Genomic DNA, 24,669 nt, shown 5'->3' on the forward strand with positions numbered 1-24,669 from the left:
GCCTCCTATTGATTTTTCCAATTCGGTTTGCGTTTTTCTAAGAATGCCTGAACGCCTTCCGTTTGGTCTTCGGTATCAAACAAATTCAGGAACAGCTCGCGCTCTTTGATCAGCCCATGCTTAAGTGGCGCAGAGCGCATGTTTTGAATCAGTGTTTTACATGCGGAAACGGAAGATGGCGATTGGTTGGCTACCGACTCCGCAAGTTCAATGGCTTTACTCAATGCATCACCCGTTGCGACAACCTCTTCCACTAGGCCGAGTTCCAAAGCTTTCGCTGCACCAACTTGTTCCCCACATAAAATCATGCGTTTTGCCCATCCCTCACCAACCAAAGCCGTAAGATTCTGAGTCCCACCAGCACAGGGGAGCAACCCTACTTTTGCTTCCGGTAAAGCTAGAGTGGCCTGCGCTTCTACGACTCGAATATCACACGCCAATGCGACCTCTAACCCTCCTCCCATCGCATAGCCATTGATAGCGGCAATCGATACGCCACGAAATGCCGAGAGCGTTTCAAAGGCCTCTCCAAATACTCGCGCCATTTCTAGTGCAACCGCTTTATCACCGCTAGCAAAGAGTTTGAGATCCGCTCCAGCAGAAAAAAACTTGTCACCGCTTCCGGTTAAAACAAGCGCGTATACTTCTTTATCCTCGTTAAGCATGAGCACCAACTCTTTTAGTGCAGTTAAGCTCTCTGCTGTCCATGTATTAGCAGGTGGATTATTCATCGTCACTACCGCAACATGATTTTGAATTGAGTGCTGAATCGCTTGCTGATCTGTCAATGACATAGTTCTAAGTCCTTTTCATCCAAGTGGGAATTAAAGTAACGCCGATTCTTGAGCAAGTAATCGCCGAGCGATAATGACACGCATAATTTCATTCGTGCCCTCTAAAATTTGGTGTACTCGAACATCTCGGAAATAGCGCTCCATTGGGTATTCTTTGATATAACCATAACCACCATAGAGTTGCAGCGCTTGGTCACATACCTGAAAGCCCACATCCGTCGCGAAACGTTTTGCCATCGCACAATACGTACTGGCATCTGGATCCTCACGATCGAGCTTACTCGCGGCATAACGCACCAACTGACGAGCAGCAATCAGCTCTGTCGCCATATCTGCAAGTTTGAATTGCAACGCTTGGAATTGAGCAAGAGGTTGACCGAACTGTTTTCGCTCTTGCATATATTGAGTCGCTTGGTTCAAGGCTTGCTGAGCCGTGCCAATAGAGCAAGTCGCAATATTAATACGGCCACCATCGAGCCCTTTCATTGCAAAGGTAAACCCTTGCCCTTCTATACCCAGTAAAAAGACTTCAGGAATCGAAACATTATCGAATGTCACTGCTCGTGTCGGTTGGCTATTCCATCCCATTTTCGGCTCTTTGCGGCCATAACTGATCCCATCCAAGTCGGCGGGCACTATAAACGCAGACACACCTTTTGCGCCGGATTGCCCCGTTCTTGCCATCACGACCAACACGTCTGTATCTCCCGCACCAGAGATAAAGGCTTTGCCTCCATTCAACACGTAATGGTCGCCTCGTTTTGTGGCCGATGTGGTGAGAGAAGCCGCATCCGAGCCTGCATTTGGCTCAGTCAAACAGTATGAACCAAGGTATTCACCCGTCATTAGTTTTGAGCAAAATTGATTTTTCACCGTATCCGTTGCGAAAGTGGCAATCATCCAAGTCACCATATTGTGAATGGTCATGAATGCTGTCGTGGATGTACACCCCATTGCAAGTTGCTCAAACACAATAGAAGCATCTAAGCGACTTAAACCGAGGCCCCCTTGATCTTCTGGCGTGTAAAGGCTCAGGAAACCCAGATCCCCCGCTTCACGTAAGATCGCCTTAGGGAAAATCTGATTTTCATCCCACTTAGCCGCCATAGGGGATAAACGTTCAAGCGCAAATTGCCGAGCCGTGTCTGCAAACATACGCTGCTCTTCATTAAGTTCGAAATCCATTCGCCCTCCTAAAGATTTACTGGCTGCTCGTTGCGAACTGCTAGCGTAAATTGATAGTGAGATTCGGGCCGGTTGGAATGTCGTCATCAAACCATCGAGCCATCACGGTTTTTGTCTCGGTATAAAAACGCACCGCTTGTTTCCCATAGGCGTGAAGATCGCCATAAAAACTGCCTCGCCACCCCGTAAACGAGAAAAATGGCAAGGGCACAGGAATTGGAACATTGATCCCCACTTGTCCTACAAGGATCTCATGCTGATACTTTCTTGCCGCAGCACCATTCGCCGTAAAGATGGAAGTGCCATTGCCATAAGGATTTCGATTAACAAGATCAATGGCTTCTTGCAACGTCTCTACCTCAATACACACAAGCACCGGACCAAAAATTTCTTGCGTGTAGATCGACATATCCGTCGTCACTCCACTAAATAGCGTCGGACCAACCCAGTTACCATCAGGAAAGCCCTCGACTTGACATTGACTGCCGTCGAGTTCACATGCAGCACCCTGTTTTTTCCCCTCTTCAATCAAACTCAATACACGTTGCTTGGCTTGTGCACTAATAAGCGGGCCATAAGCGGCAGCGTCATCATCCCACGCACCAGGGTGCACTTTCGCCATTTCTTGCTTTAAATCTGCGACCCACGCTTTTGAACTACCAACGAACACTGCAACAGAAATGGCCATGCAACGCTGTCCAGCGGCCCCAACAGATGACCCTACAAGATTATTCACCACTTGCTCTTTGTTCGCGTCTGGCATCACAACCATATGATTTTTTGCTCCAGCAAACGCTTGCACTCGTTTAAAGTGTTGTGTAGCTGTCGTATAGATATATTGCGCGACTGGCACAGAACCAACGAAAGAGACCGTCTGAATGTCTTGATGTTTCAGTAAAAAATCGACCTGCTCTTTACGACCGTGGACAATTTGAAGAATGCCTTTTGGCGCGCCTGCTTGCTCAAATAATTCTGCCAGTCGAATTGACGTTAATGGCACTTGTTCTGATGGTTTAAGAACAAAGGCATTGCCACTTGCAATCGCAATTGGAAACATCCAAAGTGGAATCATCGCGGGGAAGTTAAATGGCGTGATCCCGCAGCACACACCTAGGGGTTGAATCAACGAGTAACTGTCGATGTCTGTTGCGACATTTTCTACGGTTTCTCCCATCAAATTACTGGCGATATTTGCAGCCTGCTCTACGACTTCGATTCCCCGCCAAACATCGCCTTTTGCGTCAGCAAATATTTTTCCTGTCTCATGGGACAACAGATTGGCAAGCTCATCATGATGTTCTTTAAGCAAGTGCTGATAGCGAAGCATTAATCTTGCCCGTTCAGACACCGCAACATTTTTCCAATCATTAAACGCCGTTTTCGCACTCTCAATAGCCGCATGCATCTCCGCATTCGTTGAGCACGGTACGTATGCAATGACCTCATTCGAGGCTGGATTGGTGACTTCTAACCACTCCGAACTGAGCGATTCAACAAATTCACCATCAATAAATGAGGGAACCAAACGAGTCATAATCAAGTCCTTTTAGTTTAGCGGTATTTCGATACCAATCGCGGTGGCTTCACCGCCGCCAATACACAGTGATGCAACACCTCGCATCACTCTTTTATTCTCCGAATTGCCATCCACACCCAAAGCTTGTAGCTGACGTAAACCGTAAATGAGCGTGACTAATATACGCGCTCCGCTTGCTCCAATCGGATGGCCTAGCGCACATGCGCCGCCTTTAATATTGACGCTGTCTTTATCTAACCCTAAATGCTGTACTGCGATTTGGGTGACAACGGCGAATGCCTCGTTGATCTCCCAAAGATCGACTTCATCCACGGACCAGTCCAATTGAGACAACAATTGCTCAATAGCAAACACGGGGGCAAGCGTAAATTCTGGCGGTTTTCGAGCATGAGTGGTGTGGCCTTTAATGACCGCCAGTGGTGTTAAACCTTGATGACGAGCCGTTTCCGAATCCATTAATACCAATGCCGCAGCACCATCAGAGATCGCACTTGAATTCGCCGCCGTTATAGAGCCTTGTTTATCAAATGCGGGTTTGAGTTTCGGGATTTTTTCTAGCTGAATTGAACGAGGATGTTCATCGTAATCCAGTGTTAATTTGTGGCGACGCGTATCAACGTCTATTGGGGTGATTTCATCGGAAAAGAGGCTTTTTTGCTGCGCTTCTAGCGCTCGGGTCGCAGACATTGTTGCCCACTCGTCCATTTCCTCGCGAGTAAATTTCGAGCTATCTGCGGTCTTTTGTGCATACACACCCATTAAGTGTCCATCATAAGCATCCTGCAAACCGTCAAGGAACATATGGTCGTAAGTGGAGTGATGCCCTATGCGCATGCCATTTCGTGCGTTTGTAAGCAAATACGGGGCATTGGTCATACTTTCCATCCCCCCGGCGACGGCAGAGCGAATCGTCCCCGCTTTGATCAAATCATGTGCCAGCATTACGCTCTTCATGCCGGAACCACAGACTTTATTAATGGTCGTGCAACCTGTCGTAAAGGGTAAGTTTGCGGCTAATGCTGCTTGTCTAGCCGGTGCTTGACCGCATCCTGCAGGTAACACGCAACCCATAAAGACCTCATCGACTTGAGCAATGCCGACCGAGTCCAAAGCAGCATCAATCGCCACCCCCCCTAACTGAGGTGCAGAATAGCTTTCAAGCAGACCTTGAAATGCACCTATTGGCGTTCTTTTCGCACTGACAATCCAGATGTCGTTTTCCATGATGTCGTCCTTACTGACGATGAATCACAGCTCACTAATCCATTCCTCACACCTGCTACCACGGAGGTTGAACATGTTCAATGCACAACCACCAGCCTCTAATAAAGCGACGAATTTTCGCACTGTGATTTCTTGACGTTTACGTAAGCATAGCACTAACATTTACGTTAACGTAAAGAAACACATTAATAACAAAACAAATCTACTCTCTTGCCTTGTGTCGACATCGTTTAGAAAGTCGTCCAAAGGGAATGAAAACCGTTATGAAGCCAAAATTTTAGTGAAAGGGAATCGCCAAGTGGAAAGATTTAAGATTAGTGAACTCGCTAAGGAGTTCGACATTACCACGCGAAGCATTCGGTTTTATGAGGACGTAGGTCTGATTGAGCCGGAGCGAAAAGGCAACATTCGTGTCTATCAACGCAGAGATAAAATTCGCTTAAAGCTGATTTTAAGGGGTAAACGTTTGGGGTTTTCTCTCGCAGAGATCCGCGAGCTCTTTGAGCTTTATGATACTCAACAAACCGATGGTCAGTTAATTAAGATGCTCACTATCATTGACGAAAAACAAGCCCAATTACAACAACAGTTGGACGACATTGGCGCCGTTATGGGCGAATTGGATGCGGCAAAAATACGTTGTGAGCAGGCGCTCCGCAGCGGTCAGTAGTCAGTAGTCAGTAGTCAGTTTCTAAATAAACATATAAAAATCACCACAAACAATAGCAACACACGTTTAGCCCAAGCAGTGTAAACCGGCTTTTTCACGACTGAACTTTTACAAGGAAACGTTATGAAAACGAGTTATACCCCACTTAATTTTGGGCTTGGTGAAACCCTTGATATGCTCCGAGAACACGTCAATGCATTCGCCACTAAGCACATCGCTCCTATTGCCGCAGAAATAGACCACAACAATCAGTTTCCAAATCACCTTTGGCCTCTATTTGGTGAAATGGGGTTGCTTGGTGTAACCGTCGACGAAGAGTATGGCGGTGCGGGTATGGGGTATCTCGCCCACGTTATCGCGATGGAAGAGATCAGCCGTGCTTCTGCGTCTGTGGCACTCAGTTATGGCGCGCATTCCAATCTTTGTGTAAACCAAATTTTTCGAAATGGCACCCAAAGCCAACGTGAAAAGTACCTCCCTAAACTGATTGATGGTTCTCACGTTGGCGCACTTGCCATGAGTGAGCCCAACTCCGGCTCTGACGTGGTCAGTATGCAATTACGAGCTGAGGACAAAGGCGACCACTTTGAACTCAATGGCAACAAAATGTGGATCACCAACGGCCCCGACGCTGACACGCTCGTGGTCTACGCCAAAACCGATCCAAGCGCCGCTTCCCATGGCATCACCGCATTTATTATCGAACGAGATTTTGAGGGGTTTAGCCACGCACAGAAACTCGACAAACTGGGCATGCGAGGTTCCAACACCTGTGAATTGGTATTCAAAAACTGCCTCGTCCCGAAAGAAAGCGTATTAGGCAAGCTTAATCATGGCATCGAAGTATTAATGAGTGGACTCGACTACGAGCGTGTCGTACTCGCCGCAGGTCCGCTGGGAATTATGCAAGCTTGTATGGATGAAGTCGTTCCTTATGTACACGACCGAAAACAGTTTGGGAAATCAATTGGTGAATTCCAATTAGTACAAGGCAAACTTGCAGACATGTATTCTCGAATGAATGCCGCGAAAGCCTACGTTTATACGGTTGCGGCGGCGTGTGACCGAGGTGAATGTACTCGTAAAGACGCCGCTGGCGTGATCCTCTACAGCGCCGAATTGGCAACAAAAATGGCCTTAGATGCGATTCAATTACTGGGCGGCAATGGTTACATCAATGAATATGCTACAGGGCGTTTATTGCGTGACGCAAAGCTATACGAGATTGGTGCGGGTACCTCGGAAATTCGTCGCATGTTGATTGGGCGAGAACTGTTTGAAGAATCCCGCTAACCCACTGACAAGGAAGTCATCATGGCCATCATTAAAAGTAAAATTAAGCCAACTGACGAGCTATTTCAAAATAACAAAGCCGTCATGACGGATTTAGTACACAACCTCGAGGCTAACATCAAAGTGATAAAGCAAGGTGGCGGTCCAAAAGCTATTGATCGTCAAAGGCTCAAAGGTAAACTTTCGGTACGAGAACGCGTATTACATTTGCTCGATGAAGACAGTGCGTTTCTTGAAGTTGGGCAATTTGCCGCATGGAATGTGTACGATGAAGCTATCCCGTGTGCAGGCGTCGTAGCAGGAATAGGCACAATAAGCAGGATTCAATGCATGGTCATCGCCAATGATCCATCGGTAAAAGGCGGTACCTATTATCCGCTCACGGTGAAAAAGCACCTGCGAGCCCAAGAGATCGCCCAACGCTGTCGCTTACCTTGTGTCTATCTGGTTGACTCTGGCGGTGCAAACCTTCCTCATCAAGCCGAAGTCTTCCCTGATAAAGAACACTTCGGCCGAATCTTCTTCAATCAAGCGCGCATGTCTGCACAGGGCATCGCTCAGGTCGCAGTCGTAATGGGGTTATGTACTGCCGGTGGCGCTTATGTACCTGCGATGGCAGATGTCTCGATTATGGTAAAAGAGCAAGGCACCATTTTTCTTGCTGGGCCTCCATTAGTCAAAGCCGCGACAGGTGAAGTTGTCACCGATGAAGAACTCGGTGGTGCAGACGTACACTGTCGAAAATCAGGCGTGGCCGATTATTATGCCGAGAGTGACAAACATGCCCTCCAATTGGCTCGTGAAGCCATTGCCAACACAAACCAATCAATGCCGACTGATACAGAAAAAACCGTGTTACCCCCGCGTTACGAGGCTGAGGAGATATACGGCATCGTCAACGCGAATCTGCGTCTCTCTTTTGACGTTCGAGAAATCATTGCCCGTCTTGTAGACGACTCGGATTTTGATGAATTCAAAGCACTTTATGGCAAAACACTGGTATGTGGATTTGCTCGACTTCACGATAATTTGATTGGCATTGTGGCTAACAACGGCATTTTGTTTTCAGAATCATCACAAAAAGGGGCACAGTTTATTCAATTGTGTGCCAAACGAAAAATCCCCCTACTGTTTTTGCAAAACATCACCGGTTTTATGGTCGGCAAAAAGCTAGAAGCTGAGGGTATCGCCAAACATGGTGCAAAACTGGTGATGGCAGTCGCCTGTGCGGATGTACCCAAGTTTACGGTAATCATTGGTGGTTCATATGGCGCAGGGAACTATGGCATGTGTGGGCGTGCTTACGATCCAACTATGATGTGGATGTGGCCTAATGCTCGAATCTCCGTCATGGGGGGCGAACAAGCGGCAGGCGTGCTCACTCAAGTGCGCCGAGAAGTCAAAAAACGTCAAGGTGAGCCGTGGCCCGAGCAAGAAGAAAGGACATTTCGAGAATCTATCTTAGACTTGTATGAGTCTCAGGGGCATCCCTACTATGCCAGTGCGCGCTTGTGGGATGACGGCATCATCGACCCAAAAGAGACGAGGCAGATATTGGCTCAAGCCTTAGCTGCCGCCCTTAATGCGCCAATTTCTGACAGCAACTTTGGTGTTTTCAGAATGTAAAAACAAAAAAGTAAAAGGATGTCATATGCAGGATCATCAACCGAGCATAACCCCGAATCCAAATCGACAAGATGAGGTTCTTTGGAGCGTCAACGAGTTTGGTGTTGCGACTCTCACTTTAAATCGTACAGAAAAGCACAACGCATTCGATGCCTGCATGATTGACTTGCTGATTCATCGGCTTGACTACTTGGCATTGAGAACCGATGTGCGATGTTTAATTTTAAGGGGCAATGGCAAACATTTTTCTTCTGGTGCCGATTTAAACTGGATGAAATCCATGGCCAATAGCACCCGTAAGCAGAACTTAGAAGATGCACAGAATTTAGCTCGACTTATGCGTACCTTGGATGCTTTCCCTCAACCGACAATAGGTATTGTACAAGGCTCAGCATTCGGCGGTGCTTTAGGATTGGTTTGCTGTTGTGACATCGCTATTGCTGCCAACGATGCCAAGTTCTGTTTAAGTGAGGTCAAGTTGGGTTTAGTGCCTGCAACCATTTCTCCTTATGTAATGCGTGCTATGGGTAACCGTCAGGCACGCCGATTTATCCTAAGTGCAGAAGTTATCGATGCCGCCGACGCCAAAAACTATGGCATTGTGCATGAGGTTCACCCTCACAAACACATTGATCATGTGCTTGAAAACTTAATCGACACCTTACTACTCAATAGTCCAGATGCGATGCGAAAAGCCAAAGCACTGTGTCAGCAATGCCATCAAAACCCCATTGATGAGCAACTCATTCAGTACACTAGCCAATTAATTGCCGATATTCGAGTCTCGCCTCAAGGACAAGATGGTTTGCAAGCTTTTCTCGAAAAGCGATCGCCATGCTGGATCAACAAATCCGATAAGGATAAAAAATGACATTACCAAACCATGTGAACATTGTAGAAGTGGGGGCGCGTGATGGCTTGCAAAATGAATCCCGCGTCTCGACGGAAGCCAAAGTCCGATTGATCGATTTACTCTCAGATACTGGACTTACTCATATCGAAACCGGAGCATTTGTTTCTCCCAAGTGGGTACCTCAAATGGCGGACTCACGAGAAGTAATGCGCCGTATTACTCGCCGAAAAAACATTACTTATTCCGCTCTCACACCTAACTTGCAAGGTTTGGAACAAGCTCTGGATGCCGGAGCCACTCAAGTGTCGATATTTACCTCTTCATCGGAGCGTTTTTGCCAACACAACATCAATTGCTCTATTGCAGAGAGTTTAACTCGGTTTGAACCGGTAATGGCATTAGCGAATGAGCACAACATCCCCGTACGCGGCTATCTTTCTTGCGTTGCAGACTGCCCTTACGACGGCGCAATAAACCCCACCCAAGTTGGGAGAATCGCGCATTTGTTAATGGAACTTGGTTGCTATGAAGTTTCTCTTGGTGACACCATTGGAACTGGCACTCCCATTCGTATTGCAAACATGCTAGAAGCGGTGCAACAAAAAGTACCGACCGACAAACTCGCGGTTCACTTTCATGATACATGGGGCCAAGCTTTGGCCAATATCTACCAAGCGCTCACGATGGGCATCAAAACCATTGATAGCAGTGTCGCAGGACTTGGAGGTTGCCCTTATGCTCCCGGGGCATCGGGCAATGTTGCGACAGAAGATGTTCTTTACCTCTGCCAAGGGCTCGGTATAGAAACTGGGGTCGATTTAGAATTGTTAGCGAAAGCCGGATGGATGATCAGTGAAGAACTCAATCGTCAACCGACTTCAAAAGTCTCTCTCGCGCTAAAACATCGCTCAGAAATATAGAACCAACATATCAAGTGATGTTGGCTCTACTCTCGTTATCCCCGCTTGGGAAGACAGAACTTACCACCTGTTCGGTATATCACCAGTGAAAACAAAATCAATGTACAGCCTATCAATTTGTTAGCTGTAAGTATTTCGCCATACCAAAGCACACTGAGTACCACAGTCCAAACCGGTTCTAAGATCATAATCAGTGCCGCATTGCCTGCTTGAACAAACTTTTGCCCCATGGTTTGCATAACGTACCGCAAACTCGTAGCAAGCAATGTACTTAACGCGAACCACATCCAAATGGTCGAATCAATCTCTGTTGGTCGAGATTCCACAAAGAAAGAAACGATCAGGCCTAAACATCCTGCAGTAAACAGCTGAACACAGGTCAATACCAGCACTGGTAATTTTTTGGAGTACTTACTGTTAACGTTGAAATGCAGCGCTAATATCAAAGCCGCGATAAGAAACCATAATTGGCTCGCTGATTGTTTCCAGCCACCCACAAGAGACAAACACGCTAGGCCAGCAACGGCAATTGGCAACGATACCCAGAAAATCCGTTGAGGTCGCTGACGAAACATCACCCAAGCAACGATCGGTACGAATAACATCGACAAGCTCATGATGAATGCGCCCTCGCCCAATGTGTCACTGATCGAAATCGCAGATATCCAAGTCATGACTGCGCTTCCAAGCAACAAGCCCACACCACCAGCAGACAGCACATCTTTCAAGTTTGCAGCAAGTAAAGGTCGAAAACACAAAGGTAGTAAACAAACAGAGGCGATGGTGAATCTGAGTCCGATAAAACCAAAAGGTGGCATCCCTTGGATCGTTTCTTTCGAGAAAATCCACCCAAGTGCAGCGATCATGGTTGTCGCGACGAGCACGAGTGCAGCTTTGCGTTCTGAGTTAAGCATAATGACTCACAAAAGTACCCTGCCAGAGGTTAATCAGGGCGTTATATATTATTAATTGGAATGCGTGATAGCGGATTACATTTAGATCGCAAATGCTGACAGAACATGTCATGAAATAAGTGCAGATCGCGGCAAGTATACATTGAGACGTAGCTCTCATCGAGACAATTCCCTGCAATTGTGCCGATTATTTTTCTCGTTTGAATAGCACATAACAGCCCGGTTAAAGCTCATCTAAACCACAGAGTAACCACCTCATTTTTCGATCATTTTGTCTCTCCTATTTTTGCTCTTTTCGCCAGTTCACTACGTACTAACCATAAAAATGACAACAAAATACGCCTGTACATAGCGAGAACGCCAGTACCTGCTTACTCTTTAAGCTATAGCAATACGTTTTGAACTGATAACAATAGGTTTTAAACCGACAACAATACGCTTTAAAACGACAATAACACTTTTAAACCAACTCATTCACCCGACAGATAACCGTGAATCGTTGGTCATTTAACGCCCGAGTTTCTGACGCTTAGTTTAAGAGCACGTTCATATTACTAGGGAACCAGTGATGAGAATAAAAGACAACTATTGGAAGCAAACCGCCTTGAAAATCGCACTCAGCGCCGCGGTATGCATTACCCCACAAACTTTCGCCTCTCAAGAGGATGAACAGTTCAAAATCGGTCGCGAGAAAGCAAAAGTATGCATGACCTGCCATGGTGCTGATGGTATTTCCACTATCGATGCCTATCCTAATCTACGCGGTCAGAAAAAAAGTTACCTAATATCTTCGCTTAAAGACTATAAGGCACGGGAAAGAACGAGTGGCCTCGCGGTATTGATGCAACAGCAAGCCGATGCGCTTTCTGAACAAGACATGGAAGACATTGCCCACTATTACTCCAGTCTTGGTACTGAGCCTCAGCTAGATGCTGAATCCACACTAGGTGCTGGCTCTCAGCCTTAATCGAGGAGCGTTCTAATGGAACAAGTAACGACACAGTACAACATTAAGGTTGTGAAGTTTTTCGTACTCGCCTCTTTGGTTTGGGCTATTGCGGGTATGATTATTGGCGTCATTTTAGCCGCTCAACTGTATTGGCCAGTGCTTAATTTTGATTCTCAATACTTCCAATTTGGTCGACTCAGACCGTTGCACACGTCTGGAGTCATATATGGTTTTGTGGTCAATATTCTCATGGGAACGTCGCTCTACATTGCTCAACGCACGGGGCGCTGCGAGCTGTTTAATCAAAGTCTATCTTGGATGGTTTTCTGGGGTTGGCAATTGGTACTGTTCCTTGCTTTGCTGACTCTTCCCGCAGGTTACACAACATCAAAAGAGTATGCGGAACTCGAATGGCCGATCGATCTTCTGATCGTGTTAGTTTGGGTCCTTTATGCGGTACTCTTCTTCGGCACATTAGCCAAGCGCACAGTTGAACACATCTTCGTCGCCAACTGGTTTTTCACGGCCTTCATTATCGTCATCGCGATGATCTTCATCGTGAATAATTTGGCCATGCCAGTTTCTTTGATGAAATCCTATTCCGTATTTGCAGGGGCTCAAGATGCCATCGTTCAATGGTGGTGGGGGCACAATGCTGTGGGCTTCTTACTCACTGCCGGCGTGATTGGGATGAACTACTACTTCATTCCGAAAGCGGCCGACCGCCCTATATATTCTTACCGCTTATCCGTGATTCACTTTTGGGGGCTCGTCGGGTTTTATACTTGGGCTGGAACACACCACTTAATCTACTCTTCCGTTCCAACATGGGTGCAAAACATTGGTATCGTGATGTCGCTGATCCTTTGGCTTCCCTCTTGGGCTGGGGCATTCAACAGCGCCATGACACTGTTGCAGAACAAGCAAAAACTCAAATCTGACTATATCTGCCTGTTCTTTTTTTCCGCCATTCTTTACTACTGCTTAGCCACTTTTGAGGGACCTTTGCTTGCCATTCGTTGGTTTAATATGGTGGCCCATAACACCGAGTGGGTAATCGGCCATGTTCACTCGGGTGCCCTTGGATGGGTTGGGATGTCGGGGATCGCGGTTTTCTATTACTTTATACCTCGTCTTTGGAATAAGACCGAGTTGTGGTCACCTCGATTAATTAAGTGGCATTTCTGGCTTGCTCACGCAGGCGTGGCACTCTATGCCATTGCACTTTGGGTTGCGGGAATTGGTGAGGGCTACATGTGGCTAACACAAAATGAAAATGGCGAGTTAGTTTACAGCTTTATCGAGGCGATGAACTTCAAGGCACCTTGGTTGTTCATGCGCTTCTTTGGCGGCGCACTGTTTGTACTTGGCTTATTTTTAATGGCGTTCAACTTGTACAAAACCGTCCGCTCTCCTTCAGTATTAGTCGCTAAGGAGGTGTCATCATGAGTAAAGACTTCACACATTCCGTCGTCATTTTGATCATCACAACGGTGGCTGTTGCGTCGTTCTCGCTGGCAGTGTGGGTTGTTCCCAATATCCTACGCACTGATGACATCGCCAAAGGCAGCTTAGCCAAACCGCTAACGGCTATCGAGCTTGCTGGCCGTGACATATACATCAGTGAGGGGTGTCATGTTTGCCATACGCAAATGGTACGGCCTCTCGATCCAGAGGTAAAACGTAATGGTCGCCCCAACTTAGAATCTGATGATATTTATGAATTTCCAAATTTGTGGGGTTCTAAACGTACCGGACCAGATCTCACCAATCTGGGGCGTAAGTATTCTGACCAATGGCATGTCTTGCATCTTGTCGACCCAAGACAGGTGATTCCGACTTCCATTATGCCAGCCTACCCTTGGCTATTCGAGCAAACCCTTTCTGGTGACGCCATCGGGGATAAAATGGAAACACTGCGCTTTTTGGGCGTTCCCTATACCGATCAAGAGATTTCCGATGCACGTTTACAAGTGAGGGGGCGAACCAAAGGAGAAGCTCTGATTCGTTATCTTCAAAGCCTTGGTCAAGATACTGCACAGGAGGTGTCACCATGAGCACATTCTGGAATGGGTGGGCAGTTGTCTTTACCCTTGTTTTTTTTGCATTAATGGTGAGTGTGATTGTCAAATACTGGCGCAGCAATCATAAAGCGGACCAGAACCATACTATCGCAAGTTTTGATGGTATCGACGAAAAAGATGCCCCACCACCAAAATTACTGTTTATAAGTTACGCGGTCGCGTTTTTGCTTTCATTAGGCTACCTCGTCTTGTACCCCGGATTAGGAGAATGGAAAGGCCTCGTCGACTGGCAGCAAAGCGATGACAAATTGAGTAATCCCACCATGACTCTCGATGATCAATTTAACCAAGTGAGTGACACGTCTCTGGCAGTACTCGCGCAAAATGGTGACATCGTTCGTACTGGCAGTATGCTATTTCAAACTCACTGTGCAGCATGCCATCGTGACAACGCACAAGGTCAAAAACACTTTCCAAACCTTATCGACAATGAGTGGTTGTATGGTGGAGACGACGATTCCGTTATCCACTCCATCGCCAAAGGGCGAAACGGAGCCATGCCTGGCTGGGTAGAAGTTCTCAGAAAAGATGAAGTCGACAAAATTTCTTACTACCTTGCCTCACTCAACCAACGCCACAGTGATGTGCCAGAAGTCAAAATCCAATTAGGAAAAGATTTATTTGTTCAATATTGTGCATCTTGTCATGGCGATGGTTCAATCGCGAACCAGCAAACCGGAGTCCCTAGCTTATCAGATAGCACCTGGCTACATGGTGGCAGTATTGAAGAGATACAACACACCATCAACTATGGGCTCAATAACCTCATGCCTGCATTTGAAAACCAGCTAACCCACAACGAGATCCTCGCAATTGGAGCGTATATTCGACACGCGGGTAACGTGCAAATGGAAAAACTCGCCGCGTTAAATGCTCAATCTGTAACACGGGGCGAATATATTGCCCACGCCGGTGATTGTATCGCTTGCCATAGTGCAGAGGGTGGTGAGCCATTCGCTGGCGGCCTACCATTTGTTACGCCATTTGGTACGGTTTATTCGACTAACATTACGCCACATGCCAGCGAAGGCATTGGTGAGTACAACTACGAAGACTTCCGTAATGCTTTGGTCAACGGCAAAGGTAAACACGGCTATCTATACCCCGCCATGCCGTACACTTCATATCAATACCTGACGGAAAAAGATATGAAAGACTTGTGGGAGTACATGCAATCCATTCCCGCTGTCGCAAGGCGAAATGATGAGAACAGTATGATGTTCCCATCCAACATCCGACTTGGTTTGCTCGGTTGGAATATCGTATTCATGGATACCGATCCCATTAATTACGACTTACCATCCGAGTTAGAAAATACCGTAGATGACATCGAAAAGTGGCAAAAAGGAAAATATTGGGTTGCAGGTCTCGGCCACTGCTCTGAGTGTCACACACCGCGTAACATTGCTCAGGCATTAATCCCGGAGCGAATCTTCCAAGGTAATTTGATTGATGGTTGGAATGCACCTGACATCACCGCGACCGAACTGTATGTCGGCGGATGGGATGAAAAATCACTGACCGACTTTTTGCACACTGGTCATTCTGACAAAGGCACCGCGTTCGCTGGGATGGCAGATGTAGTGAAAAATAGCTTGAGTCAAATGACGCGTGACGATGTTTCATCCATGTCGTACTACCTACTCAATGGTGATGTGAACAATTTCATTGCCTCTGATGCTGTACCGCTCGATCCAAAAGGGTTTGATGAAAGCGCATACCAAGACCCAATATATGCGACCTACAAACAAACCTGTGGGGCTTGTCATGGAAACGACGGTAAAGGTCGTGACCCTATCGCACCCACGTTGCTTAATAACGGCATTATCATGCACAGCGACCCTTTCAATACCATTGCCGTTACTGTGCGTGGGTTGCAGCCAACTTACATCGATCCAGAGAAGAACTTCATGCCGATGGCAAGCTTCGAGGATATATTGTCTGATGCACGCTTAGCCGAGTTAATCACATTTGTGCGCAAACACCTTGGTGATCAGCAGGAGCCTGTCACCGCTACCGATGTTCGTGCAGTAAGGGAAACGCTCGAAGAAGCGGGTTACGCAGGAGGGCTACATACCACACCAGACATGTATGACCGACGAGATAACAACATCAACATTAAGTAGCTCAATATCAAGTATGTTTAATGCTCGTTACCTTTGCCATTGTTCCCTTTAAACATAAAAAAAGCCCTCTCCAATTGGAGAGGGCCTTTGACTTAGTTCCCAAAAATTTTTGCTGTATTACAGCAGTTCCACCGACTGTTGAGCGATAACCCACTCTTCATTGGTAGGAATAACCAGTGCTTTCGCACCAAGCAACTCAGATGTAGCAACCACACCTGCGTTACCGAATCGTGCGTCTTCGTTACCTTTCTCATCTTCAACAAAACCTAGTAGTTTTAGGTTTTTAAGAATCTGACGTCGGATTGGTAGAGAGTTCTCGCCAATGCCGCCTGTAAAGATAATGCCGTCAAATGAATCCAGAGCAGCAAGGTAAGACGCAATGTATTTTGATACACGGTATGTAAAGACTTCAAATGCAAGCTTAGCGCCTTCATGGCCTTGCTCCATCGCATCCAAAATACCGCGAGCATCACTTGTCAGGCCGGATACACCTAAGAAGCCAGAAGCCTTATTCAAAGATGTAAACACTTGCTCTTGAGACCAACCTTTCTTAAGTAGGTACTCAATGATACCTGGGTCAAGGTCACCACAGCGTGTGCCCATCATCAGACCTGATAGCGGTGTAAAGCCCATAGAAGTGTCTACAGACTCACCATTGTTAATAGCACAAACAGAAGCACCGTTGCCTAAGTGAACTGAAATGAAGCTTGATTCTTCAACTGGCTTGTTCAACATTTTCGCAGCTTCGCGGCTAACGAAGTAGTGGCTAGTACCGTGGAAACCGTAACGACGAATACCGAAATCAGTGTAAAGTTCTTTTGCAATCGCACCTGTGTATGCGCGCTGAGGCATAGATTGGTGGAATGCAGTATCGAATACAGCAAACTGAGGAAGCGTTGGGAATGCTTCGATTGCAGCACGAATACCGATAGCACCTGCAGGGTTATGTAGTGGAGCAAGATCTGCAAGCTTTTCGATTTCTGCCGTTACTTCTTCAGTAATGCGTACTGTTTTCGTGAATTTTTCACCGCCGTGTACGATACGGTGACCTACCGCTACGATGTCTTTAGCTAGACCATATTCTTCGGTTAAACCTACCAGTTTGCCGATAGCGATTTTGTGATGGCTATCGTCACCTTCGATTGCGATTTCCGTTTTCTCGCCGTTGAATTTCCAGCTCATGCGAGCGTCTGACAGACCAAAGCATTCGCCCAAACCACTTAATACAGCATCGCCAGAAGTTGAATCGATAACTGCAAATTTTAGTGATGAGCTACCAGAGTTGATCACCAGTACAAACGAATTAGACATGAAATAATTTCCTGTTGTGGAGCAAAGGTTGTAATTGCGCTGACGCGCCGAGTACTTCTTGTTTGTGTACTCTATTATTCAATAATTTTTTAATCTTTCAACTATCTTTTAGTATTAGTTACTCGTTTGCGCGAACTTTGTTGATCTACGACAAGTTTAAAATTTATTTGAAGCATGAAATATATGTCATAAATTCAACTCAAGTAGAATCAAGTACATAAAATCATCAATTTATGACTAAGAATGCTGAGAAATTACAAATATTTTTGAATGGATAAAGTATAGAAGACCAGAGACAAAAAAGCCGAGCTGTTCGCTCGGCTTTCAAATTCAACTATTTTTTAGTGCGCAAATATTATGCGTCTTGAGGGCGACGAGTACGGCCGTGACCACGTTCACCACGATGTGCGCCACGGTGATCACCACCACGGTTACGATCGAAACGACGTTCGCCACCTTCGCGGTTGCCCTCACGATTAGCATCGCGATTACCGTCACGGTTGCCACGGAAGCCACCTTCACGACGAGCGCCACCTTCACGGTTGCCACCCTCACGATTACCACGGTAACCGCCGCCTTCACGGTTGCCACCTTCGCGGTTACCACGGAAGCCACCTTCACGACGACCGCCATCACGACGACCACCGTCACGGCGACCACCACGAGACTCGCGGAAATCATCGAAGTCACACACTACAGCACCAACATCTTGTTGACGAATGCGTAGCTTGCTTAGTTTGCTCGCTGCATCAGAAGTCATTGCTTTTGGTAGCTGAACAAAAGTGTGACCCTGTGCTAGCTTGATTGCACCGATAGAGCCTTTACCAAGACCTAGTTCGTTCGCTAGAGCACCAACGATGTCTTTAACTTGAACACCTTGCTCACGGCCAACTTGTAGTTGGTATGTATCCCACTCTTGGTTGTTGAAGCTACGACCACCCTCGCGGCCGCCTTCACGACCACCCTCACGGCGATCTTTACGACGTTGCTTGTCGCGTTCAATCGCTTCTACCATTGGGTCTTCGCCAATGTAGAATAGTGGGCGCTTGCCTTGCTGACGCTTAAGAAGCATAGCTGCTAGCATTGCTGGTTCGATTTCTAGAGAAGTTTGTAGTTTCTCTACAAGCTCAGCAAACTTGTCTAGTGCTTTGTGCTCTTTCTCAGCTTCTAGCTCAGCCGCTAGTTTGCTTAGACGCGATTCAGCAACTTGGTCACGTAGAGGAAGTTGGATTTCTTCCATAGATGACTTAGTTACACGCTCGATTGTACGTAGCATGCGGATTTGGTTAGTGCGAACTAGAAGAATCGCTTTACCTTTACGTCCAGCACGGCCAGTACGACCAATACGGTGGATGTATGACTCAACATCGAATGGGATATCGTAGTTAAATACGTGAGTAATACGTGGAACGTCAAGACCACGTGCAACAACGTCAGTTGCAACTAGGATATCGATAACACCTTGTTTGATGTGATCAACAGTACGCTCACGTAGAGACTGAGGAATATCACCGTGAAGTGCAGCAGCTTTAAAGCCACGTGCAGATAGCCAATCAGCTAGGCGCTCAGTATCTTGACGAGTACGTACGAATACGATTGACGCGTCAGTTTCTTCAGTTTCAAGAAGACGAGACATTGCTTCATCTTTCTCTACACCTTTTACTACCCAGAACTGCTGTTGAACTTTGTCTACAGTGTGGTTCTTACCAGCTACGTCAACAGTCACAGGATCGCGTAGGAAGCGCTCTACAATGTTTTTCAGCATCGGTGGCATTGTTGCAGAGAACAATACACGTTGTGCTGAAGATGGAGCGTGTTCCATGATATTAGTTACGTCGTCAACGAAACCCATGTTTAGCATTTCGTCAGCTTCATCTAGTACGAATGTGTGTACTTCGTCTAGGTGTAGACGTTCACGGTTGATAAGGTCTTGAACACGGCCAGGCGTACCAACAATAACGTGAGCACCATTTTTAAGTGCACGCATTTGGTCTACGATAGATGCACCACCGTAGATTTCTAGAACTTTAAGACCATTGATATTCTTACCAAGGTTTTTCATTTCAGCCGCAACCTGAATCGCTAGCTCACGAGTTGGAGCAAGAACGATAGCTTGAGGTTTACGTTGATCAAGATCTAGTTTGTTTAGAAGAGGCAGTGAGAACGCTGCCGTTTTACCTGTACCCGTTTGTGCCTTGCCCAGCGCGTCAGCACCTTCCAATAGGTGTGGGATTGCCGCAGCCTGAATTGGAGTTGGTGACACGAAACCCATTCCGTCTAGAGCAGAAAGGATAGAATCATTCAGAGATAAATCGCTGAATTGAATAACAGAATCTTGCATTGGGATCCTACTTAATTAACAAAAAAACAGTCCCATATGCTCTTCTAATTCGATACTGATCCATCCAGATACTAAATCCATTCAGATAGGAATTAGCACAGTACACAACCGCGATAAGCCATTAGGGACGACTAAGGGAGGCGGATTATTCCCTAAATGCATAAAAAAAGCCAGAAAAAATTGAATTACATCACAATTTATTTCATAAACGGTATAAAATGCATAATTTTCCACCTCTCCCCCCATTCTCAGAGAGAAACGCACCTTAACAGGATATCAATTCATCAATAATTCACATCGAAATTGTGCGCTATAGGTAGTAATAATAGCTCGCAATGATTATAGTGGGCGCAATTCCATTGGTAAGTTAAAAAAGATGTTTCAAGATAACCCACTATTAGCTCAGCTTAAGCAACAAATTCAAGAAAACCTGCCTAAAAAAGAAGGTTCGATCAAAGCAACAGACAAAGGCTTTGGCTTTCTGGAAGTAGACAGCAAAACTAGCTTCTTCATTCCGCCTGCGTACATGAAAAAATGCATGCACGGAGATAAAGTGGTTGCCATTATCCGTACAGAAAAAGAACGCGAAGTTGCTGAACCTCAAGAACTACTAGAACAATCTATTACTCGCTTCATTGGTCGAGTAAAAATGTTCAAAGGCAAACTAAATGTTGCTCCTGACCATCCGCAGCTTAAAAAGCTCTCTTTAAAAGCAAAACTAAAGAAAGGCCTCAAACCTGACAATTTTGCTGAGGGTGATTGGGTTGTTGCACATCTTATTCGCCATCCATTAAAAGATGATAACGGATTCTTTGTTGAGATCTCTGAAAAAATCACCGATGCGAACGACAAAATCGCACCTTGGTGGGTGACACTTGCGCAAAATGATCTTCCTAACTCTGAACCTGCTGGCCTAGAGAACTGGGAACTGAAAGACGATGCAGATTTAGAACGTGTTGACATGACTCACGTGCCTTTCGTGACCATCGATGGTGAATCAACCAAAGACATGGACGATGCGCTTTTCGCGAAGAAAACAGAATCTGGTGACTTTGAACTTACCATTGCGATTGCGGATCCAACCGCATACATCACACCAGAAGATGAGATGGATAAAGTGGCGCGTGAACGTGGCTACACGATTTATCTTCCTGGCCGCAACATCCCTATGCTACCGCGTGACCTTGCCGATAACCTGTGTTCGCTGATTGAAGGTGAGATTCGACCAGCTATCTGTTGTACCGTAACGGTGAGCAAAGATGGCGTCATTGGTGACGATATCAAATTCTTTGCGGCAAACATTAAGTCACATGCGCGTCTTGCGTACAACAATGTTTCAGATTGGCTTGAAAATGGCCATTGTGATGCATGGCAACCAAGCGAAGAAATCGCGGTGATTGTTCGTGATCTATACGACTTCTCTCTTGCGCGCGCAGATTGGCGTGAAAAGAACGCAGTGGTATTCCCAGATCGACCAGACTACCGTTTTGAACTAAGCGAAGACAACGATGTTGTTGCTATTCACGCGGACATGCGTCGTTGTGCAAACCGTCTGGTTGAAGAATCAATGATCACCGCTAACATCTGTGCAGGCCGCACTCTGCGTGACAATTTCGACACTGGCGTGTTTAACACCCATGCAGGCATCAAAGCAGAAAAACTTGAAGAAGTCGTAGAGCTCGTAACTCAATCGGGTGCAACTGACTTTACAGTTGAGTCGATCTCTACATTAGAGGGTTTTGCAGCATTGCGTCGTTGGTTAGGCGAACAAGAAACGGCTTACCTAGACAACCGCATTCGCAAATTCCAAACGTACAGTGAAGTTGGAAATCAACCTCTACCTCACTATGCTATGGGCTTAGATATTTACGCTACCTGGACTTCGCCAATTCGTAAATACGGCGATATGATCAACCACCGTATGCTAAAAGCGGTCATTCTTGGCAAAGAGCCAATTCAAAAACCCGATGACCAAGTGGGTGAAGAACTTGCTCTACACCGTAAGCACCACAAAATTGCCGAACGAAACGTGTCTGATTGGCTATACGCTCGCACATTAGCCGAGGAACCAGCAAAGCAAACTTGTTTCACAGGTGAGATTTTTGATATTAATCGAGCAGGTGCACGTGTTCGACTTCTCGAAAATGGTGCTGCAGCCTTTATTCCGGGCAGCCTAATCCTTGATAATAAAGAAAGAATTGAGTGTAACGGCGACAACGGTACCATCTCTATCGATAAAGAAGTGGTATACAAACTGGGTGACACGCTGGAGATCGTTTTAACAGATGTGAACCAAGAAAACCGCAGTTTAGTTGCAAAGCCTACCGAGGTATTTGCTGATGTAGCAGCAACACAAACAGAAGAACCTGTTAGTGAATAATACCGATTAAGGTGAAAAGGCGCTCAAATGAGCGCCTTTTTTATACGTAATCAGAAATAAGAATAACTATGCTGAACATTGAGATCATTCACTTTAATCATTTCTCCGCTCGTAAAAGTGAGCGCTACCCATCCACTCATTACGGAATTTACGTGGTCGAAACTGGTGCACTCACCGTAAACCAACCTAACGGCGAACAGTTTGAACTAACATCTGGCGATTTCACGCTTTATAACTCATCCGATCTCAATAGCGCAGAAGCTCAACCTGGTCCATTCAAAGCGCTCGCCATCGTGTTTGATATCAATCTTTTTAGCCAATTTAAAGCAGCCCACCCCGATCTCGTACTCGAATCGACTGAGCGACGCTTCTATCCATTTTCAGCCTCTGAACATAGTCAAATTGCAGAGTTGAAAGATACGCTCATTGCACTTTCTGACAATCAAGACCCTCAATATGCTCAGGCACACATCGCACTCGCTTTACTGTCACTAATGGTAAGGGTAGAACCAAACATACTATCGATCATCAGTGATGCCTGCACTCTGACCGCTTCCCAAAAAGCAATACAATACATAGAAGCGAACATAGAAAAAGACATCACGTTGGAAAGTTTAGCGACGTACATGACCATGTCGATTGCGACACTAAAACGTAGGCTTGCTGCAGAAAACCTCTCTTTTTCCCACATACTAAAAGTGAAACGCATCAATCACGCCGCTACGCAACTTCGGGTTTCACCAAAATCCATTACACAAATTGCATTTGAATCCGGATTTAAGAGCGCTGCACATTTTAGTACTGCATTTAAATCCATCTATAGCATCACTCCAAAAGAATTTCGGAGTCAGATTAGCAAACAATAAAGCGCACTATTGCCAAAAACAGGCGTGTGGATCGCTTTCTAACTCATTTAAAAGCGTCTCTAATGATGAGCTAAATGGAAGGGTTTTATAAGGTATCCAGTGAATTTCTTCACCAAACTCTGTGGGTACATAGAAGCACCAAATCTGCTTTTCTATATCGAATAAAATCTTAGCAATGGGAGATGTGTATTCACTGTGCTGGGAATCAAGAAGAAAATGAGCATGGAACAGCTCAACCCCTCCCTCAATAGGAGTGTATAAGCACTTCCCCTGCTCGATGGGTAAGTTAACATTACGTCTCGAACATAGCGACTCGACCAACTTATGCAGACGGCTCATTGCCATTTGTGATACCGACATTTACCTACTCCTATACTGTTCTTAGTATATACCCAAGTCACCTCAGCGTGTGTGTTTCCGCAAAAGCAGCTTAGCTTCCGTACTACGTAAGCGATTTATAATTTATTGATATCAAATCACTAAAACCTAAAAGCATATAAAGCAATACACCCAACCTTGTGAGAGAAAATCACTGTATCTTGTCACTCTTTCGTAGAATACCATTCCATTTGTAGCCGAAAAGCTAACTGCGTCACCTCTTTACATTTGCTCATCGCTTGTTAGATGTACCAATTTAAAATCGCATTGCAAACATTCACAAAAGTGTAACTTGAACGAAATATGATGAGCGCTGCAAATTACCGTATATGGAGTTCAATATGTTACGCATTACTATGGCATCAATCTTAGCCATGGCCCTCACTCTCCCAACCGCAGTAGCAAAAGAAGTCAATATCTCTGGCTCGACTTCCGTTGCACGTGTGATGGATGTATTGGCAGAAGAGTACAACAAGTCCCATCCTGATGATTACATTGCCGTACAAGGTATTGGCTCCAGTGCAGGTATCATGATGGTAAACAAAGGCATCGTCGAGTTGGGCATGAGCTCACGATATTTGACAGAAAGTGAAAAAGGCGAGAATTTGAATGTCTTCCCTATCGCTTTTGATGGCCTTGCCGTTGTGGTTAATCGTACGAATGTGGTAACAAACCTAACAGAACAACAACTTTATGATATTTATAAAGGCAAAGTCACTAACTGGAAACAAGTTGGTGGAGATGAGCAACCTATCGCCGTTGTGACTCGAGAAGCCTCTTCGGGCTCACGCTACAGTTTTGAAAGCTTGCTTGGCCTGACTACCATCGTTAATGATCGATTAGTTTCTGACATTAACCCGAACAATCTAGTGGTGAATAGCAACAGTATGGTGAAAACCATCGTAAACCATAACCCTCATGCCATTGGCTTTATTTCTGTGGGTTCAGTGGATCGTTCAGTAAAAGCCGTTCAGTTTGAAGGTATTGAGCCATCTGCTAATAATATCGCAAACCACAAATACAAGTTGGCAAGACCTTTCCTCATTTTATACAAAGTTGATGGGCTCGATGCGGCAGGCAAAGACTTCGTTAAATTCCTTAAATCGGAAAGTGGTCAAAAAGCCATTGCGGATTACGGTTATACTCCCGCCAAAAATTTTAACCAGTAAATAGAACGCATAAAAAAGAGAGCCAAATTAGGCTCTCTTTTTTATCGAA

20 protein-coding genes are annotated in these 24,669 nt (G+C 45.8%); 12 read left to right on the plus strand and 8 right to left on the minus strand.

What is annotated here, in order from left to right:
* Positions 1 to 5 precede the first annotated feature (5 nt).
* Genes VA249_RS18345 through VA249_RS18360 form a run of 4 tightly spaced genes read right to left on the minus strand, consistent with a single transcriptional unit; the run spans position 6 to position 4,740 of the window.
* Positions 6 to 794, minus strand: a complete 789-nt coding sequence (locus VA249_RS18345) for an enoyl-CoA hydratase (RefSeq protein ID WP_221070131.1) — start codon at positions 792 to 794, stop codon at positions 6 to 8.
* Positions 795 to 824: 30 nt separating this feature from the next.
* Positions 825 to 1,979 (minus strand): acyl-CoA dehydrogenase family protein, encoded by a 1,155-nt coding sequence (locus VA249_RS18350; RefSeq protein WP_221070133.1) that lies wholly within the window; start codon positions 1,977 to 1,979, stop codon positions 825 to 827.
* A 40-nt stretch (positions 1,980 to 2,019) separates the two neighbouring features.
* Entirely contained in the window at positions 2,020 to 3,513 is a 1,494-nt protein-coding gene (locus tag VA249_RS18355; protein ID WP_221070135.1) for a CoA-acylating methylmalonate-semialdehyde dehydrogenase, read from the minus strand.
* A 12-nt stretch (positions 3,514 to 3,525) separates the two neighbouring features.
* Positions 3,526 to 4,740, minus strand: coding sequence for an acetyl-CoA C-acyltransferase (locus VA249_RS18360; protein ID WP_221070137.1), 1,215 nt, complete (start codon positions 4,738 to 4,740; stop codon positions 3,526 to 3,528).
* Positions 4,741 to 5,038: 298 nt separating this feature from the next.
* On the opposite strand from VA249_RS18360, the gene VA249_RS18365 reads away from it, so the two are divergent.
* From VA249_RS18365 to VA249_RS18385, 5 genes are all read left to right on the plus strand, one after another.
* Positions 5,039 to 5,410, plus strand: a complete 372-nt coding sequence (locus tag VA249_RS18365; protein ID WP_211916999.1) for a MerR family transcriptional regulator — start codon at positions 5,039 to 5,041, stop codon at positions 5,408 to 5,410.
* Positions 5,411 to 5,533: 123 nt separating this feature from the next.
* Positions 5,534 to 6,703: an isovaleryl-CoA dehydrogenase gene (locus tag VA249_RS18370; RefSeq protein ID WP_221070139.1), complete on the plus strand. Its 1,170-nt coding sequence runs from the start codon at positions 5,534 to 5,536 to the stop codon at positions 6,701 to 6,703.
* Between the two features lie 21 nt (positions 6,704 to 6,724).
* Positions 6,725 to 8,329 (plus strand): carboxyl transferase domain-containing protein, encoded by a 1,605-nt coding sequence (locus VA249_RS18375; RefSeq protein ID WP_221070141.1) that lies wholly within the window; start codon positions 6,725 to 6,727, stop codon positions 8,327 to 8,329.
* A gap of 25 nt (positions 8,330 to 8,354) precedes the next feature.
* Positions 8,355 to 9,200, plus strand: a complete 846-nt coding sequence (locus VA249_RS18380; protein ID WP_221070143.1) for an enoyl-CoA hydratase-related protein — start codon at positions 8,355 to 8,357, stop codon at positions 9,198 to 9,200.
* Complete coding sequence (locus VA249_RS18385; protein ID WP_221070145.1) at positions 9,197 to 10,102, plus strand: hydroxymethylglutaryl-CoA lyase; 906 nt, start codon at positions 9,197 to 9,199, stop codon at positions 10,100 to 10,102. The genes VA249_RS18380 and VA249_RS18385 overlap by 4 nt, the downstream gene beginning before the upstream one ends.
* A gap of 35 nt (positions 10,103 to 10,137) precedes the next feature.
* Here the strand turns inward: VA249_RS18385 and VA249_RS18390 are convergent, their stop codons facing one another.
* On the minus strand, positions 10,138 to 11,016 hold the full coding sequence (locus VA249_RS18390) for a DMT family transporter (protein ID WP_221070147.1): 879 nt from the start codon (positions 11,014 to 11,016) through the stop codon (positions 10,138 to 10,140).
* A gap of 568 nt (positions 11,017 to 11,584) precedes the next feature.
* Between VA249_RS18390 and VA249_RS18395 the strand changes: the two genes are divergently transcribed.
* From VA249_RS18395 to VA249_RS18410, 4 genes are read left to right on the plus strand one after another with little or no spacing between them, the layout of a single operon-like run.
* On the plus strand, positions 11,585 to 11,983 hold the full coding sequence (locus VA249_RS18395; RefSeq protein ID WP_211916988.1) for a c-type cytochrome: 399 nt from the start codon (positions 11,585 to 11,587) through the stop codon (positions 11,981 to 11,983).
* A 15-nt stretch (positions 11,984 to 11,998) separates the two neighbouring features.
* Positions 11,999 to 13,414 carry a cytochrome-c oxidase, cbb3-type subunit I gene (gene ccoN, locus VA249_RS18400; RefSeq protein WP_221070149.1) on the plus strand — a complete coding sequence of 472 codons (1,416 nt, stop codon included), beginning with the start codon at positions 11,999 to 12,001 and terminating at the stop codon, positions 13,412 to 13,414.
* Positions 13,408 to 14,022, plus strand: a complete 615-nt coding sequence (locus VA249_RS18405) for a cbb3-type cytochrome c oxidase subunit II (RefSeq protein WP_221072233.1) — start codon at positions 13,408 to 13,410, stop codon at positions 14,020 to 14,022. Before ccoN ends, VA249_RS18405 begins: the two co-directional genes overlap by 7 nt.
* Complete coding sequence (locus VA249_RS18410) at positions 14,019 to 16,175, plus strand: c-type cytochrome (protein WP_221070150.1); 2,157 nt, start codon at positions 14,019 to 14,021, stop codon at positions 16,173 to 16,175. The genes VA249_RS18405 and VA249_RS18410 overlap by 4 nt, the downstream gene beginning before the upstream one ends.
* Before the next feature lie 117 nt (positions 16,176 to 16,292).
* Here the strand turns inward: VA249_RS18410 and VA249_RS18415 are convergent, their stop codons facing one another.
* The gene (locus tag VA249_RS18415) at positions 16,293 to 17,486 is read right to left on the minus strand and encodes an acetate/propionate family kinase (protein ID WP_211916982.1); all 1,194 of its coding nucleotides are present in this window, start codon (positions 17,484 to 17,486) and stop codon (positions 16,293 to 16,295) included.
* Positions 17,487 to 17,841: 355 nt separating this feature from the next.
* Positions 17,842 to 19,827 (minus strand): DEAD/DEAH box helicase, encoded by a 1,986-nt coding sequence (locus VA249_RS18420; protein ID WP_221070153.1) that lies wholly within the window; start codon positions 19,825 to 19,827, stop codon positions 17,842 to 17,844.
* Positions 19,828 to 20,203: 376 nt separating this feature from the next.
* Here VA249_RS18420 and rnb point away from each other — a divergent pair, with 376 nt between their 5' ends.
* Positions 20,204 to 22,207, plus strand: coding sequence for an exoribonuclease II (gene rnb, locus VA249_RS18425; RefSeq protein ID WP_221070155.1), 2,004 nt, complete (start codon positions 20,204 to 20,206; stop codon positions 22,205 to 22,207).
* 68 nt (positions 22,208 to 22,275) lie between these two features.
* Positions 22,276 to 23,073 (plus strand): helix-turn-helix transcriptional regulator, encoded by a 798-nt coding sequence (locus VA249_RS18430; RefSeq protein ID WP_211916950.1) that lies wholly within the window; start codon positions 22,276 to 22,278, stop codon positions 23,071 to 23,073.
* Between the two features lie 6 nt (positions 23,074 to 23,079).
* On the opposite strand, the gene VA249_RS18435 is transcribed toward VA249_RS18430, so the two are convergent.
* Positions 23,080 to 23,433: a DUF3024 domain-containing protein gene (locus VA249_RS18435; RefSeq protein ID WP_211916948.1), complete on the minus strand. Its 354-nt coding sequence runs from the start codon at positions 23,431 to 23,433 to the stop codon at positions 23,080 to 23,082.
* Between the two features lie 359 nt (positions 23,434 to 23,792).
* On the opposite strand from VA249_RS18435, the gene VA249_RS18440 reads away from it, so the two are divergent.
* Entirely contained in the window at positions 23,793 to 24,620 is an 828-nt protein-coding gene (locus VA249_RS18440) for a phosphate ABC transporter substrate-binding protein (protein ID WP_221070157.1), read from the plus strand.
* Positions 24,621 to 24,669: the final 49 nt, after the last annotated feature.

It is taken from the genome of Vibrio alfacsensis (assembly GCF_019670485.1).
In the GTDB taxonomy this organism is placed as follows: domain Bacteria; phylum Pseudomonadota; class Gammaproteobacteria; order Enterobacterales; family Vibrionaceae; genus Vibrio; species Vibrio alfacsensis.